Origin of the sequence: Croceitalea vernalis, assembly GCF_031846405.1 — a bacterium.
Classification (GTDB): domain Bacteria; phylum Bacteroidota; class Bacteroidia; order Flavobacteriales; family Flavobacteriaceae; genus Croceitalea; species Croceitalea vernalis.
In genome coordinates this window covers 999,874-1,015,613 of sequence record NZ_JAVRHU010000001.1, presented here as the reverse complement: position 1 = coordinate 1,015,613, position 15,740 = coordinate 999,874, and the positions used below count along the sequence as shown (strand labels likewise).

General features: G+C 35.8%; 11 protein-coding genes. 7 read left to right on the top strand and 4 right to left on the bottom strand.

Annotation, left to right across the window (positions count from 1 at the left end):
* Positions 1-38: 38 nt before the first annotated feature.
* On the bottom strand, positions 39-593 hold the full coding sequence (locus RM520_RS04615; RefSeq protein ID WP_311387141.1) for a nitroreductase family protein: 555 nt from the start codon (positions 591-593) through the stop codon (positions 39-41).
* A gap of 34 nt (positions 594-627) precedes the next feature.
* Complete coding sequence (locus RM520_RS04610) at positions 628-1,515, bottom strand: LysR family transcriptional regulator (RefSeq protein WP_311387140.1); 888 nt, start codon at positions 1,513-1,515, stop codon at positions 628-630.
* 170 nt (positions 1,516-1,685) lie between these two features.
* Here RM520_RS04610 and hutH point away from each other — a divergent pair, with 170 nt between their 5' ends.
* From hutH to hutG, 4 genes are read left to right on the top strand one after another with little or no spacing between them, the layout of a single operon-like run.
* A complete protein-coding gene (hutH, locus tag RM520_RS04605; RefSeq protein WP_311387139.1) occupies positions 1,686-3,266 on the top strand; it encodes a histidine ammonia-lyase in 1,581 nt (526 codons plus the stop codon).
* Between the two features lies 1 nt (position 3,267).
* Entirely contained in the window at positions 3,268-4,503 is a 1,236-nt protein-coding gene (gene hutI / locus RM520_RS04600) for an imidazolonepropionase (RefSeq protein WP_311387138.1), read from the top strand.
* Positions 4,504-4,517: 14 nt separating this feature from the next.
* Positions 4,518-6,536 carry a urocanate hydratase gene (gene hutU, locus RM520_RS04595; RefSeq protein ID WP_311387137.1) on the top strand — a complete coding sequence of 673 codons (2,019 nt, stop codon included), beginning with the start codon at positions 4,518-4,520 and terminating at the stop codon, positions 6,534-6,536.
* A gap of 2 nt (positions 6,537-6,538) precedes the next feature.
* Positions 6,539-7,492, top strand: coding sequence for a formimidoylglutamase (hutG, locus tag RM520_RS04590; protein ID WP_311387136.1), 954 nt, complete (start codon positions 6,539-6,541; stop codon positions 7,490-7,492).
* A gap of 116 nt (positions 7,493-7,608) precedes the next feature.
* Here the strand turns inward: hutG and RM520_RS04585 are convergent, their stop codons facing one another.
* Together RM520_RS04585 and RM520_RS04580 are read right to left on the bottom strand one after the other, a co-directional pair.
* Positions 7,609-8,565, bottom strand: a complete 957-nt coding sequence (locus RM520_RS04585; RefSeq protein WP_311384524.1) for an ROK family protein — start codon at positions 8,563-8,565, stop codon at positions 7,609-7,611.
* A gap of 92 nt (positions 8,566-8,657) precedes the next feature.
* Positions 8,658-9,992 carry a GntP family permease gene (locus tag RM520_RS04580; RefSeq protein ID WP_311384523.1) on the bottom strand — a complete coding sequence of 445 codons (1,335 nt, stop codon included), beginning with the start codon at positions 9,990-9,992 and terminating at the stop codon, positions 8,658-8,660.
* A gap of 47 nt (positions 9,993-10,039) precedes the next feature.
* Between RM520_RS04580 and RM520_RS04575 the strand changes: the two genes are divergently transcribed.
* The 3 genes from RM520_RS04575 (at position 10,040) to RM520_RS04565 (ending at position 15,487) form a co-directional block, all read left to right on the top strand.
* Positions 10,040-11,053 (top strand): formylglycine-generating enzyme family protein, encoded by a 1,014-nt coding sequence (locus tag RM520_RS04575; protein WP_311387135.1) that lies wholly within the window; start codon positions 10,040-10,042, stop codon positions 11,051-11,053.
* Positions 11,054-11,241: 188 nt separating this feature from the next.
* A complete protein-coding gene (gene dinB, locus RM520_RS04570) occupies positions 11,242-12,456 on the top strand; it encodes a DNA polymerase IV (protein WP_311384521.1) in 1,215 nt (404 codons plus the stop codon).
* A 1-nt stretch (position 12,457) separates the two neighbouring features.
* Complete coding sequence (locus tag RM520_RS04565; RefSeq protein ID WP_311387134.1) at positions 12,458-15,487, top strand: DNA polymerase III subunit alpha; 3,030 nt, start codon at positions 12,458-12,460, stop codon at positions 15,485-15,487.
* Positions 15,488-15,740: the final 253 nt, after the last annotated feature.

Sequence of the window (15,740 nt, the reverse complement as noted above, 5' to 3'; positions counted from 1 at the left end):
AATAAAGCTAGGAGCTAAGGTATTTTTGAAATTAACTCCTACTCCATCCATTCCACTTTATCTGCAATAGGAGTTCGAGTACCTTCCGATAAATCTTCATTAGAATACCCCATATAAAAGAAGCCTAAACATTTTTCGCCCTCCTTAAAGTCAAAAAACTCATCCATGTACTTAATGAGACCAGGAGAACTCCAATAACTACCTATGCCTAATTCGGTAGACAAAAGCCACATGTTTTGAACCGCCATAGCTACTGCTGCTATTTCTTCCCATTCTGGGAGACTCTCATTTGGGTCACGCTGCATACAAATAGCCACTATTGCACTTGCTTTTGATGGATTATCGAGTAATTTTTTAATCTTTATTTTCTTAGGATTTGGCACAACCTCTTGGTATTTATTTGCTAAAAAAGTACCTAATGCGTCCTTAGAATTACCTTGCAACACTTTAAATCGCCAGGGTTCAGTTTTCTTGTGATTAGGAGCCCAATTTCCCGCCTCTAGAATGGCCTCTATAATTTCTTTTGAAATAGGTTTATCGTTATATTGAACTGGAAATACAGAACGTCTTTTCTTTATTATATCAATTATCATAGCATTAGATTATGACGTCAAAATTATCAAATTATTAGCTATCAAAGAGTAAGTCTAAACAATGTTTTAGGGCAAGATTATGATGGTCATCTTTCCATAATACAGACAATACAGCTCTTTGTTTAATTTTTGCTAATTCAATAAACTTGACATTTAATTGAAAACCGTGTTGTAATGCTGTTGGCACTATAGAGATACCTAAACCATTTTCAACTAATTTAAATATAGTTTGCGCATGGACTGATTTGTGTGATATTTGAGGTTTAAAACCAGCATCTTCACAAATACTGATTACAGTATCATAGTAAAGTGGGCTATAGTCTTGAGAAAAAAGAATAAAATCAGCTTCAAACAACTGCTCAATTCCTTTAAAATTTGATGGATTCAAAGCATGATTTTTTGGTAAAACCAAAGAAAAAGTATCCTCAAAAACTGGTTTAATTCTTAATCCTCTTGGAATTCTTGATAAACGAACAAAACCAATATCTAATTGATTTTTTAAGATAGCATTCACTTGAGCCTTATTAGATAACTCTTCTAAACTTGTATGAATTTCAGGATATGTTTCCTTCAATTGCAAAAGCATACTGGGAATAACTTCTTGCATTGCCGAGCCCAAAAAACCAATTCTAATCTCACCCAATTGACCTTTACCAATTAGCTTAACTTGTTTAGTAGTGTGCTCTAAATGCGACAAAGCAGCTTCCAACTCCTTTTTCAAATAATCCCCTGCGGGTGTTAATTGCACCTTTTTTTTGTCCCTAATAAAAAGTTGCGTTCCTAAAATTTCTTCCATTTGTTTGATTTGGCGACTTAGACCCGGTTGAGAAATAAATAGTCTTTCGGCGGCTTTTCGGTAGTGCAATGCCTCAGCGACCGCCATAAAATATCTATAATGACGTAATTCTAATTGATAACTCATGGTTATTACTTCTTGATAAAATAGGTATTGGTAATTATTAAAAATACGTTTTAATTTTGATAGTATATCAATTTGAATTAAGCCTAGGAGATATTAAAAAACATTAACCAAAAATTCGACGCGGGTGTCGAAATATTTAATCTCGATAATCGATTAAACAAATCATCAAGATGGAGCAGCTTAAAACAACTTTTTTATATGGAGAAGAGCATCTGACAAGTAGTATCGCTTTAGGTTTAGCTAGAGGGCAGATAAAAGGTGAAATATCAAAAAAAGCTAAATTAAAGATTCTTGAATCGGCTCAAAGAGTAGCCTCTATTGTTGACAAGGGCAATATCGTTTATGGAATCAATACCGGGTTTGGGCCACTTTGCAACACTAAAATTTCAAGAGAAGACACTAAAATTTTACAAACTAACATTTTGAAAAGTCATAGTGTTGGCGTGGGTGAGCCTATTGAAAAAGAAGTAGCAATACTTATGCTCATTCTTAAAATACATGCGTTAGCAAAAGGTTTTTCAGGCATCGCATTGAGTACCTTAGAACGTATGTTATGGCATATTGAAAATGATATCATTCCTATTGTTCCTTCACAGGGTTCAGTCGGTGCTTCGGGAGACTTAGCGCCATTATCACATTTATTTCTTCCATTAATTGGTCTTGGAAAAGTTGAGTATGATGGAAAAGAATGCTCTATGAAAAACTTATCAAAACAATTGAATGTAGCCCCATTAACCCTAGGGCCAAAAGAAGGATTAGCCTTAATAAATGGCACACAATTCATTGCTGCTCACGCTGTAAAAGTGGTTGAAAAATTGAAACAAGCGCTTTCACATGCTGATATTATTGGCGCAATGATGATTGAAGGCCTACAAGGGTCTATTAAACCCTTTTTTGCAGCATTACATGAGTTAAGACCTTTTAAAGGAAACCAGCACGTAGCCGGCAGAATTAGAACATTACTTCAAGGTTCTGAAATATTAGAAGATCATATTGATTGTGAGCGTGTTCAAGATCCATATTCTTTAAGATGTATGCCGCAAGTTCATGGTGCTTCACGAAATGCTTGGTTACATTTAAAAGAGTTACTAGAAATTGAATTGAATTCTGTAACGGATAATCCTGTCATTATTGATGAAGAGTTAACCATTAGTGGTGGAAGTTTTCATGGTCAACCATTAGCCATGGCATTGGACTATGCAACATTAGCAGCCTCTGAGTTGGGCAATATATCTGACCGACGAATATATCTTGCTCTTGAAGGCAATAGCGAGGGCGTTCCCAAATTGTTAATGGATGATACTGGCATCAATAGCGGATACATGATTTTACAGTATACCACAGCAGCTTTAGCTAGCGAAAATAAAGGGCTGTGCTTTCCTGCAAGCGCCGACAGCATACCAACATCTTTAGGTCAAGAAGACCATGTTAGTATGGGATCTATTAGCGGACGTAAAGCGCTTCAAGTGCTGAACAATGTTGAAAAAATTCTAGCGATTGAGCTGCTTACAGCGGCTCAAGCCTTTGAATACAGAAAACCTTTAAAATCAGGTGTTTTATTAGATGAAATTCACAAACATGTGCGAACAAAGGTTTCTTTTGCTGAAAAGGATCGTGTTTTCGCCGATGATATTGCATTAGCAATTGAAATTTTGAAATCGGGAGAGATAACGGATCTTATAACGAAAACCATGTATGCTAATAACTTAACCTGGGAAACCCTACATCGTGTAGAATTTGAAACCTTTTAATATGAAAAAAGCAATACTTATAGGTCCTTTTACACAAATTCTTCCTCTTAATAAACTACCCTTGAGAGGAGCGCTAAAAGATGAGCAACTTGAAGTAATTAATCAAGGTGGAATCGTTGTTTCAGGTGGAAAAATTACAGCTATTGGCGCTTATGAAGAATTAAAAAAAGGTAATCATGAACTAGAAGTAATTAAGGGAAGTCAAGTATGTATCCCTGGATTAATAGATGCACATACCCATATTTGTTTCGGCGGTACTAGAGCTAATGATTATGCTATGCGCAATTCAGGAAAGTCATATTTACAAATAGCAAAAGCCGGAGGTGGAATTTGGGATACGGTCACTCAAACAAGAATGGCAAGTAAAAAACAATTGATTGATGGTATTATTCACCGCAGTAACCGTCACTTAAAAAATGGAGTAACTACCCTCGAGGTCAAAAGTGGTTATGGTTTATCGGTAGATCAAGAGTTAAAAATGCTACGTGCCATTAAAGAGGCAAATTCTCAGGTAAAACAAGATTTAATAAGCACTTGTTTGGCAGCACATATGGTGCCTAAAGATTGGAACAATTCAGCAGAAGCATATCTTCTAGAAATCAGTGAGTCTCTATTTCCTACGCTTAAAGCTGAGGGTCTTACACAAAGAATTGATGCCTTTATTGAAGATAGTGCTTTTTCAGGTTTAGAAATTGCCCCTTATTTTAAAGCGGCAAAAAAACAAGGTTTTGATATCACAGTACATGCTGACCAATTTACACCTGGTGGAAGTGAAATTGCTGTACACTACAAAGCAATTAGTGCTGACCACTTAGAGGTTAGTTCTCAGAAAGAGATTGACTTACTTGCTCAAAGCAAAACAATTGCAGTAGCATTACCAGGAGCTTCAATTGGTCTTGGTTGCGATTTTACTCCTGTTAGAAAATTATTAGATGCTGGGGCAATTGTAGCTATCGCAAGTGACCACAATCCAGGTTCAGCCCCAATGGGAGATTTACTAACACAAGCTTGCATCCTAGGTGCCTTTCAAAAACTTTCAAATGCTGAAGTCTTAGCAGGTATAACATTTAGAGCGGCAGCAGCTTTAAAACTAAAAGATCGTGGAATACTTGAAATAGGTCACAAAGCTGATTTTGTTAGCTATCCAACTAATAACTATCAAGAAATCACATATCAGCAAGGGCAATTAAAACCAAATGGCGTATGGAAGAATGGAACTCTAGTGAATCCTAGTTAAACTTTAAAAAAGTAATGAAAACAATAATAGAAAACTCTTTTAAAGAGCTTATAAAAAAAGGTATTCCTTCTGAATTACCAACTAGTAAAGATTACCCTAAAGGGGGGAACCCAGCGCCAAAAAGAAAGGATATCTTAAGTCCAGAAGAAAAAAAACTAGCCATCAAAAATGCCTTGCGCTATTTTCCTAAATCATGGCATCTTGAACTGGCGAAAGAATTTGCAAAAGAATTAAAAACATATGGTAGAATTTATATGCATCGGTTTAAACCGGATTATCAGATGTTTGCGCGACCTATTCATGAATATCCTGCAAAATCTCAACAGGCCGCTGGTATTATGTTGATGATTCAAAATAATCTAGACCCAGCTGTTGCGCAACATCCTGAAGAGCTAATAACTTATGGTGGTAATGGCGCAGTATTTCAAAATTGGGCACAGTACCTTTTAACTATGCAATACCTGTCTGAAATGACAGAAGAACAAACACTACACATTTATTCAGGTCACCCAATGGGATTATTCCCTTCTTCAAAAGAAGCGCCAAGAGTCGTAGTAACTAATGGCATGATGATTCCTAATTATTCAAAACCGGATGATTGGGAGAAATTTAATGCCTTAGGAGTAACACAATACGGCCAAATGACGGCAGGTTCTTATATGTACATTGGTCCGCAAGGCATTGTTCATGGGACGACAATCACCGTAATGAATGCTTTTAGAAAAGTACTTCAAAAAGAGGAAACACCCGCTGGCAAAATCTTCCTAACCGCTGGCCTTGGCGGTATGAGTGGAGCACAACCCAAAGCAGGAAATATTGCAAAATGTATCACCATTTGTGCTGAAGTAAATCCGGTTGCCGCAAAAAAAAGGCACGAACAAGGTTGGGTTGACGAACTCATTGACCAAATAGACATTCTGGTTAAAAGAACTAAGGAAGCCATTGCCAATAAGGAAGTAGTATCAATAGCCTTTATAGGCAATGTAGTTGAAATATGGGAACAGTTTAATAAAGAGCAAATTTTTATTCATTTGGGTTCTGACCAAACCTCTTTGCATAATCCTTGGGCTGGTGGATATTACCCCGTTGGTTTATCATTTGAAGAGGCTAACAAGTTAATGGTTATAGCACCTGATACATTTAAGGCAAAAGTTCAAGAATCTCTTCGAAGACAAATAAATGCAATTAATAAACATACAGCTAGGGGAACATATTTCTTTGATTACGGAAATGCATTTTTACTTGAGGCTTCAAGAGCTGGTGCCTCCGTCATGGCAGAAAATAATATTGATTTTAAATATCCATCTTATGTACAAGATATTTTAGGACCAATGTGTTTTGATTATGGTTTTGGACCATTTAGATGGGTTTGTACATCCGGAAAACCAGAAGACCTCAGTATATCAGATAAAATTGCAGCTAAAGTTTTAAAAGAAATCAAACAGAATTCACCTGAAGAGATTCAACAGCAAATGCAAGATAATATCACTTGGATAGAAGAAGCGGAAGACAATAAGCTAGTTGTAGGTTCACAAGCACGAATTTTATACGCTGATGCAGAAGGTAGAATGAAAATTGCTGAAGCTTTTAACAAAGCCATTCAGAGTGGAGAAATTTCCGCTCCGATAGTCCTTGGACGTGATCACCATGATGTTAGTGGGACGGATTCTCCATATCGAGAAACCAGTAATATATATGATGGTAGTAAATTCACAGCAGATATGGCAATTCACAATGTAATTGGTGATAGTTTTAGAGGTGCTACTTGGGTATCTATTCATAATGGCGGTGGTGTTGGATGGGGTGAAGTCATCAACGGTGGTTTTGGCCTACTTCTGGATGGTTCAGACGAAGCGAACAAACGTTTACGAAACATGCTTTTTTATGATGTAAATAATGGTATCGCAAGACGTAGTTGGGCAAGAAATGAGGAAGCCATTTTTGCCATTGAAAGAGAGATGGAACGTTCTCCTGGTTTAAAAATTACCATACCAAATTTAGTTAATGAAGATATTTTGAATAACTTGATGTAATCATGCAACTTTATAATCCCCCATCGAAAGAAAATTGGACTGGTAGAAAATCTAAGGACCAGTTGTATTTGCATGAAAAAATTGAATGCAAATCAATATCAGCATTTGTTGCTTCGTCAAAATCTTTTGCGATTCTTGGGTATTCGTGTGACCAAGGCGTTCATCGCAATAAAGGACGAGTTGGTGCTAAAGAAGGTCCAAAAGTAATTAGACAAGCCTTGGCAAAAATGCCTAATCATTTGGCAATTGAAACAAAATTATTTGATGTCGGAGATCTTTATTGTATCGATGACCAATTAGAGGTAGCCCAATCACAACTCTCTAAAACGGTAAATCAATTATTAGATAAAAATGTATTGCCGATTTTAATAGGTGGTGGGCATGATATTGCCTACGGACATTTTAATGGTATCAAACAACATTTATTAAATCAAAATAAACGTCCTAACATAGGCATCATAAATTTTGATGCTCATTTTGACTTAAGAGAAGATAGTTCAGGAGCTAATTCAGGCACTCCATTTTTTCAAATAGCAAATGAGAATGACCCTTTTCACTATTTATGTTTGGGTATTCGCAAAGATGCTAATGACAAAATCTTATTTGAAACTGCACAAGAATTAGATGTTACGTATGTAGATAGAAATACCTTTCGTATTCAATTCGCTAAAGAAATTAATACCTGGATTCGCGCTTTCATGGAAAAGGTGGACTATTTATATGTAACCATTGATTTAGATGGATTTTCATCAGCATTTGCACCTGGAGTGAGTGCTCCTTCTCCAATGGGTTTCTCTCCTGATATTGTTTTAGAATCTTTGGAAACTATTATAGCTTCTGGTAAGCTCATAAGTATTGATATTGCTGAAATGAATCCGAAATATGATATTGATAATCATACTGCAAAACTTGCAGCATCCTTAATTCACAAGGTTCTTCATTCGGAATTTGCATAAACAAAAAAAGCCTCCCATAAGGAAAGCCTTTCATTGGTTTGCACAATTTGTGCATCACCTGGTTTCAATAATATTGAAACCCAACACAACAGTACAAAGATATAAAAGAAATTTAGCTATTTGTGTTTTTCCCAAATCAATGCAGCTGCTCCACAAATAGCAGCAGTTTTTCCAGGCATTCCCGATCCTATAATTTTCACTTTGCCTTTATAAACGTCTAATAAAAACTCATTGAAATATTTGTTCAGAGGATCTAAAATCCATTTACCACTATTGGTCAATCCTCCCATTAAAACAAATGCTTCTGGTTGCGTAAATGCAGTAAAATTTGCTAAAGCTTGCGCCATCATTTTAGCAGTATAATCAAATGCTCTTATAGCAATAACATCTCCTTCTTCTGCTGCCTGAGTAATTTCTTCACCATGTAAATCACGAAAGGCTATTGTTCTAAAACGACTATCATCCATATACTTACTCAACATATACATAATGGTACGTTTTAAACCTGTTGCTGAAACATAGGCTTCTAAACCTCCACGTACTCCCAAACCTGTTAATCGTCCATCACCAATAGTCATGTCAACATGACCTAATTCTCCAGCAAATCCATCAAAACCGTCAATTAATTGTCCATTCGCAACAATGCCTGCGCCGAAACCTGTGCCCAATGTTATGGCTATAAAATCTGTCATATTACGACCACTGCCAAATAACATTTCTCCTAAAGCCGCTGCACTTGCATCGTTCATAATCCGCATTGGCATCGGCATTATTTCTTTAAATTTTTCAAGAATTGGAACCTGACCTTTCCAAAGAAGATTAGCCGCATTCTCAATAGTACCTCTTTTACTTGAAGCATTTGGAGCACCAATTCCACATCCTATTATAGTTGATTCAAAATCAAGTGATGCAACGAGCTCATCAACTGTTTCTTTTGTTTGGCTTAAATAGGCTTCAAGATTTGGAAACTCTTTCGTTCTAAAAAAAGTGTTACCATAGGTCTTGCCCTGTTTATCCACCAAACCAATTTTTGTTTTGGTACCTCCAATATCGATTCCAACTACCAAGTCCATACACAAAGAATTATGTATTTAAAGATAGCTCGTTTTTGTCAAAGAAAACTTTTAGTAATCATTTCTTAAAAATGAGAATTTTTCAACAGGTTCTAAACGAATAAAGTGATTAAAAAAACCATGAGTGCTGCAAAAAGACCTGTTATTAATGCTCCTAAAGTATATAGTTTATAGCCTGTTTTAATATCCATACCCGTTAATTGTGTTACCACCCAAAATCCGCTATCATTAGCATGAGGTACGACCAAAGCACCTGCACCAATTGCAATGACCACCATTGCCCTTTGTATTTCAGTATCAAACCCCATGGAAACCATTAATGGTGCCATTATTGAGGCAGCGGTTATCAATGCTACCGTAGAAGAGCCTTGTGCAGTTTTAATTGCAGCAGTTAGAATAAAGGGCAACCAAATACCCAAACTAACCCCGGACAACATTTCTGCTAGATGATCTCCAATACCTGAGTTTTGAAGGATCTTTCCAAAAATTCCTCCCGCTCCAGTTATTAATATGATTGATGAGGCGCTTAAAAGCGCTTTTCCTACCCATCCTGAATCAGATAATAACTGAACGTCGAATTTTTTTGGCAACAAGAATGACAGAAGTACACCAATAATCAAAGCAATAATAGGAGAGCCTATAAAACCTATAAATTTGAACCAAGACGTATCTGCGTAAGTATCATCCAATAAAAAAGTTGACAATGACTTACCCACTATTAATAAAATAGGAATTAGAATGGGTAAAAAAGATTTAAAGGCACTAGGCGCTTCTATCATTTTTGCTGTAATCTGCTCTTCAGATAATTCAGGATTAGGGTCAATATATGTCTTGCCTGCTATTCTTTTAGAGTAAATAATTGCGATAATCAGTGACAAAGCACTTACGCTAATACCTATTAACATTACCAAACCAATATCAGCTTCTAATATAGCTGCAGCAGCGATTGGACCAGGTGTCGGAGGTACCATAACATGAGTTAATAACAAACCCAAGGCTAAAGCCACTGAGGTTCCAGCAATTGAAAGTCCGGCCTTTTTAGATAAAGATTTATTTAATGGATTTAAGATGATAAATCCGCTATCAGAAAAAACAGGAATTGAAACAATGTATCCAATAATCGCCATGGCGGCATGAATTCTTTTTCTACCAATAATTTTAAGTACTACTTCAGCCATTTTATAAGCACCACCCGAGTTCTCTAAAAAAGCCCCTATAATTACACCAAGTAAAATAACTAAACCAATTTTTCCTAAGGTGCCACCAAATCCTTCTTCAATGGAAGTTAAAATCATTTCAAAGGGCATATTGGCCGCTAAAGCATAGAACAAAGCCGCAACCAATAAAGCTAAAAATGGATGTATTTTCCACTTTACGGTAAATAATATGATGAATGCAACACTAACTAAAAGCAAAAAAATAATCATGTTCAGTTATCTTTTATGTTTCTTTAAATATTCTTAGACTGCTGAGTATGACAAAAACCATATTTTATAGTAGCATTATGCTCATCTTACTAGCTTCTTGTAATATAAAAGAAAAAAGCGATGATAGTATTAAGCCATTAAAAAAACTAAGCTATCATGAATCTTATTTGTTAGAAATTTCAAAGCTGCCAGTAAAAGAAAATCCATTAAAAGACACTATTCAGATGGTAAAAATTAGAGGTGGTAAATTCAGTATGGGCGGAATTACGAATCAAGCTCGTGAAGATGAGTTACCTTCTCATCAAGAAATTGTTTCTGTTTATTGGATGGATATTCATGAAGTAACGAATAAGGAGTTTAAAGAATTTATTGATGCCACAGGTTATGTTACCACTGCTGAACGACCTATTAACATTGATGATATGACCTATGATCCTGGAGCGCTAATATTTGACGAAACTAATCCTTCTATGTGGTGGAAGTTTGAACTCGGTGCTAACTGGAAAAATCCATACGGAAAAAATAGCTCTTTGAAAGGTAAAGATAACCACCCCGTCGTTCAAGTTTCATGGTATGACGCTATGGCTTACGCACATTGGTCTGGAAAAAGCTTACCTACTGAGGTCGAGTGGGAATATGCGGCTAAAGGTAACACTCAAAACACGAAGTATTTTTGGGGTAATTCATTTTCAAAAGCAATTCAACACGCTAATTTTTTTCAAGGTGAATTTCCAAGTATAAACAGTAAAGAAGATGGCTTCACTAAAACGGCTGCTGTAAAGTCTTTTCACAAAAACGGTTATGGTTTATATGATATGGCGGGTAATGTATGGGAATGGTGTCTAGACACTTACTACCCTAACGCCTATACAATTCGCGATAAACGAGAAGACGGTTATTTTAAAAAATACTTCAATAAAAGCCAAGAAAAAGTAGTACGTGGTGGTTCTTTTCTTTGTGCTGAAAGTTACTGTACTGGCTATCGACTTTCTGCTAGAATGAGTTCAACACCTGATACTGGTCTAGAACATACCGGATTCCGATGTGTTATTAGAGAATAGAAACAGTTCTATTACTATTACTATTTGATTTTGTTGATATCTAATATTGGATATATTCCAATTATTAGGATATATTCCATAATTTAGTTATCCCTTTTTAGTAAAACCCAATTTTGACACCTTATTGAAGGCAAAATGGTTGATTGAACTACCCCTGAATAAGGTATCAGGGTTTCATCCGGATAACTATGAATAAGACCATTTTACATTTAGATCTTGATACATTTTTTGTATCCGTAGAGCGACAAATTAACTCTGAACTACAAGGCGTACCGTTATTGGTAGGTGGCACTACTGACAGAGGCGTTGTAGCTGCTTGCAGTTACGAAACGAGAGGGTACGGTGTTCATTCCGGAATGCCTATGAAAATGGCAAGAGAACTATGCCCTGAAGCTAAAGTAATTAAAGGTAACGCAGGCACCTACAGTAAATTTTCAGATAATGTTACAGAAATCATTAAAGAGGCGGTACCTCTTTTTGAAAAATCAAGTATTGATGAATTCTACGCAGACCTTTCAGGTATGGATCGCTTTTTTGGTAGCTACAAATACGCCTCTGAGCTTCGACATAAAATCACTAAAGAAACAGGACTTCCAATCTCTTTTGGGCTTTCAACAAATAAGGTGGTTTCAAAAGTGGCTACAAATGAGGCCAAACCCAACAACCAGTTAAAAATAGATTTTGGTTTTGAAAAGACTTTTCTAGCACCATTATCGGTAAAAAAAATACCTATGGTAGGTGATAAAACCTACCAAACCTTGCGCAATCTGGGTATTCGTCAAGTAAAAACCATACAAGAAATGCCGATGGATGTTATGCAACGTGTACTGGGAGCTAATGGCAAGGTTATTTGGAAACGAGCAAACGGAGTAGATAATACACCCGTAATACCTTTTCATGAACGTAAGTCTATTTCTAATGAACGTACGTTTGATCGCGATACTATTGATGTTGTAAAACTAAAAGGGATTATCATAGCAATGACTGAAAATTTAGCGTATCAGTTACGGCGTGGAGAAAAATTGACAGCCTGTATTGCAGTAAAAATTAGATATTCAGATTTCAATACTTATTCAAAACAAATGCGTATTCCCTATACAAGCGCTGACCATATTTTAATTCCAAAAATCATGGGTTTGTTTGATTCACTTTATAATAAACGAATGTTGGTGCGACTAGTCGGAATTCGGTTTAGCCATCTGGTATCGGGCAATTATCAAATCAATCTTTTTGATGATACTGAAGAAGCTCTTAATCTTTATATGGCTATGGACAAAGTACGTAATCGCTTTGGTGACCGTGCCGTTATTAGAGCTTCGGCTATTGGTGCAAAAACTATTGGCAGAATGCAGAACCCATTTAATGGACAACCACCTATAGTATTGGCGCATAGAAAACAATAATATGTATCTAAACTGTCATACATATTACAGTCTACGTTTTGGAACATTTTCTGAAGAAGAATTATTACAATTAGGACAAAAAAACCAAGTAAAGCAATTGGTGCTAACTGATATAAATAACACCTCAGCTTGTTTAAACTTTGTACGCGAGGCCTCTAAATATAATATCAAGCCTATTATAGGTATCGATTTTCGAAATGGTGTGGACCAATGTTTTGTGGGCATTGCTAAAAACAATGATGGATACCAAGAACTAAATAAATTTTTATCACACCATCTACATACAGGCATTGAAATACCTCAACAGGCACCAGTTATTGAAAACACCTTTACCATATACCCCTTTGAAAAGGTCCTTTTAAATGAAAAGGACAAATTTTTAGACAATGAATTTATTGGTATTTCTATAAAAGATTTACGTAGACTCCCCTTTTCAAGATTAAAAACATACAGTGATAAACTGGTTGTTCAACAACCAGTAACTTTTAGAAATAAACGAGATTTTAATGCCCATAGATTACTACGAGCAATTGATAACAATGTACTCTTGAGCAAGCTAGAAGAAAAAGAAGTAGCGAGTGAAAGTGAGCAAATGTATCCTATTGAAAATCTTGTAGAAGTCTTTTCTGAATACTCCTTCATTTTAGAAAATACCGAACGATTACTTCATCAATGCAATATCCATTTTGATTTTTCAACCAATCGTAAACCTCAAAATTTAAAAAATTACACTACAAGCAAAGAAGATGATCAAAAACTTCTTGAAAAACTATGCAAAGAAGGTTTGATTAAACGCTACACAAAAATCACAAAAGTCATTAAAAACCGTCTAGAAAAGGAGCTAACACTTATAAAGCAAATGGGCTTTATCTCTTATTTTTTAATCAATTGGGATATTACTTCTTATGCAAAAAAGAATGATTTCTACTATGTGGGTAGAGGTAGTGGCGCTAATAGTATTGTTGCTTATATACTTTATATAACGGATGTAGATCCGATTAATCTTGATTTATATTTTGAACGGTTTATTAACCTTTATAGAGCCAACCCACCAGATTTTGATATTGATTTTTCATGGCGTGATAGAGAACACATGACTCAGTATATTTTTAATCGATTTGATCATGTGGCATTAGTAGGTACTTATGTAACTTTTAAACGAAAGGGGGTTATTCGTGAATTAGGTAAGGTGTTCGGGCTACCAAAAGACGAGATAGATATATTGAGCGATGGAGGTATTCCATCGGCAAAAGCAGATAGTATGGCTAGGCTTGTTCTAAAATATGGAAGTCTTATTGAAGGTATGCCCAACTATGTTAGCGTTCATGCTAGTGGAATACTTATTAGCGAGAAGCCTTTACAATCTTTTTCAGCAACATTCATGCCTCCCAAAGGTTTTGCTACCGTTCATTTTGACATGGTCATTGCAGAAGATGTTGGGCTTTTTAAATTCGATATTCTTGCACAACGCGGCCTAGGAAAAATTAAAGATACCGTAGCCATTGTAAAACAAAACCAACCTGAAAAAGCAAACTTTGACATTCATAATGTCTCTGAATTTTATAAAAACCCTGTAATTAATAACCTGATTAAAACAGCGCAATGCATGGGTTGTTTTTATGTTGAATCACCTGCCATGCGTATGCTTCTAAAAAAATTAGAAGTGGACAATTATTTAGGCCTAGTAGCTGCTAGTTCTATTATTAGACCAGGTGTTTCAAAAAGTGGTATGATGCGCGAGTATATTCTTAGACATAGAACCCCAGGCAGAACAGAAGAAAAAGCACATCCAGTAATGCTAAGTATCATGCCTGAGACTTATGGTGTCATGGTCTATCAAGAAGATGTAATTAAAGTAGCTCACCATTTCGCAGGATTAGATTTGGGAGAGGCAGATGTTTTACGGCGTGGAATGAGTGGTAAATTTCGTTCGCGTGCCGAGTTCGAAAAAGTGAAAGATAAGTTTAGAAGTAATTGCGTAACAAAAGGATACTCAGCACAATTAATTGATGAAATTTGGAATCAAGTAGCAAGCTTTGCTGGGTATGCCTTCGCTAAAGGACATTCGGCTTCATATGCAGTAGAAAGCTATCAAAGCCTCTTTCTCAGAGCCTATTTTCCGTTAGAGTATATAGTTGCAGTACTTAATAATGGAGGCGGATTTTATCGTCCTGAATTTTATATACATGACGCTCGAATGATGGGAGCAACTATTCATCCTCCATGTATTAATCAAAGTCAAATTTCAAATGTTATTTATGGAACAACCATTTATTTAGGGATGCTATATTTACGAGATTTAGAACACCGTGTAATGGAACGTTTTTTGAACGAAAGAAAGCAAAACGGAACATTTAAATCGCTAGAAGATTTTTTAGATCGCGTTCTAATTTCAATAGAACAGATAAGTATTTTAATACGTATTGATGCATTTCGTTTTACAGGTATTAATAAACATAAATTACTTTGGAAAGCACATTTAATACTTACAAAAACCAAACGAGTAGATCATCCAAAACTATTTCCACCTAAGCATCGTAATTTCCAGATTCCTGAATTAAATACCACATATTTAGAGACTGCTTTTGAACAATGGGAACTTTTAGGTTTTCCGCTGTGTAGTCCTTTTAATTTACTTGAAGAAAGTCCAAAAACAACAAATGGTCAAAAAGACCTAGCAAAATACCTCAATAGAAAAATAGATATCTATGGGTATTTAGTTACCGTAAAAAACACAAGCACACATACTGGAAAACGCATGTATTTTGCGACACTTTTAGACCAAAACGGAGAAGTATTTGATACTGTACTCTTTCCGCCAATAGCAGCTAAATATCCTTTTCACGGAAGAGGTATTTATCGATTTTACGGCAAAGTGGTTAGTGAATTTGGTTTTCTTAGTATTGAAGTAATCAAAATGCAAAAACAAAAATATGTGCCAGACCCCAGATATGCCGATATGAAAACCAGTAAAAAATTGATGAAGCCAAGAGCATCGAGAAAAGATTCTCCCATTCAAGGTAATTCATAAGCTAAACAAATCTTCCCTTCACTAACTAGCTAGCTAGCTAGCTAAGTTAGAAAAATGAATAGGTATAAAAGAGTTCAATAGCTACCAACTAAAAAGAGCTTCGTCTTTCGACCGAAGCTCTTTTACGAGAACACTATATGAAAATGAAAAAATTTATTTAGCTAATTATTATGGTGTAAATGTAGGTGTAGGGCCCATGCCTTGTAAATTATTGTTGTGAACCAAGGTGCTTTTGTGGTAAAGCGCGTTTTTT

Bases quoted from the DNA above. Each gene is read 5' to 3' on its own strand.
- hutG (WP_311387136.1), top strand. From the start codon at position 6,539: ATGCAACTTTATAATCCCCCATCGAAAGAAAATTGGACTGGTAGAAAA.
- RM520_RS04585 (WP_311384524.1), bottom strand. From the start codon at position 8,565: ATGGACTTGGTAGTTGGAATCGATATTGGAGGTACCAAAACAAAAATT.
- RM520_RS04580 (WP_311384523.1), bottom strand. From the start codon at position 9,992: ATGATTATTTTTTTGCTTTTAGTTAGTGTTGCATTCATCATATTATTT.
- hutI (WP_311387138.1), top strand. From the start codon at position 3,268: ATGAAAAAAGCAATACTTATAGGTCCTTTTACACAAATTCTTCCTCTT.
- RM520_RS04615 (WP_311387141.1), bottom strand. From the start codon at position 593: ATGATAATTGATATAATAAAGAAAAGACGTTCTGTATTTCCAGTTCAA.
- RM520_RS04610 (WP_311387140.1), bottom strand. From the start codon at position 1,515: ATGAGTTATCAATTAGAATTACGTCATTATAGATATTTTATGGCGGTC.
- dinB (WP_311384521.1), top strand. From the start codon at position 11,242: ATGAATAAGACCATTTTACATTTAGATCTTGATACATTTTTTGTATCC.
- hutU (WP_311387137.1), top strand. From the start codon at position 4,518: ATGAAAACAATAATAGAAAACTCTTTTAAAGAGCTTATAAAAAAAGGT.
- hutH (WP_311387139.1), top strand. From the start codon at position 1,686: ATGGAGCAGCTTAAAACAACTTTTTTATATGGAGAAGAGCATCTGACA.
- RM520_RS04575 (WP_311387135.1), top strand. From the start codon at position 10,040: ATGACAAAAACCATATTTTATAGTAGCATTATGCTCATCTTACTAGCT.
- RM520_RS04565 (WP_311387134.1), top strand. From the start codon at position 12,458: ATGTATCTAAACTGTCATACATATTACAGTCTACGTTTTGGAACATTT.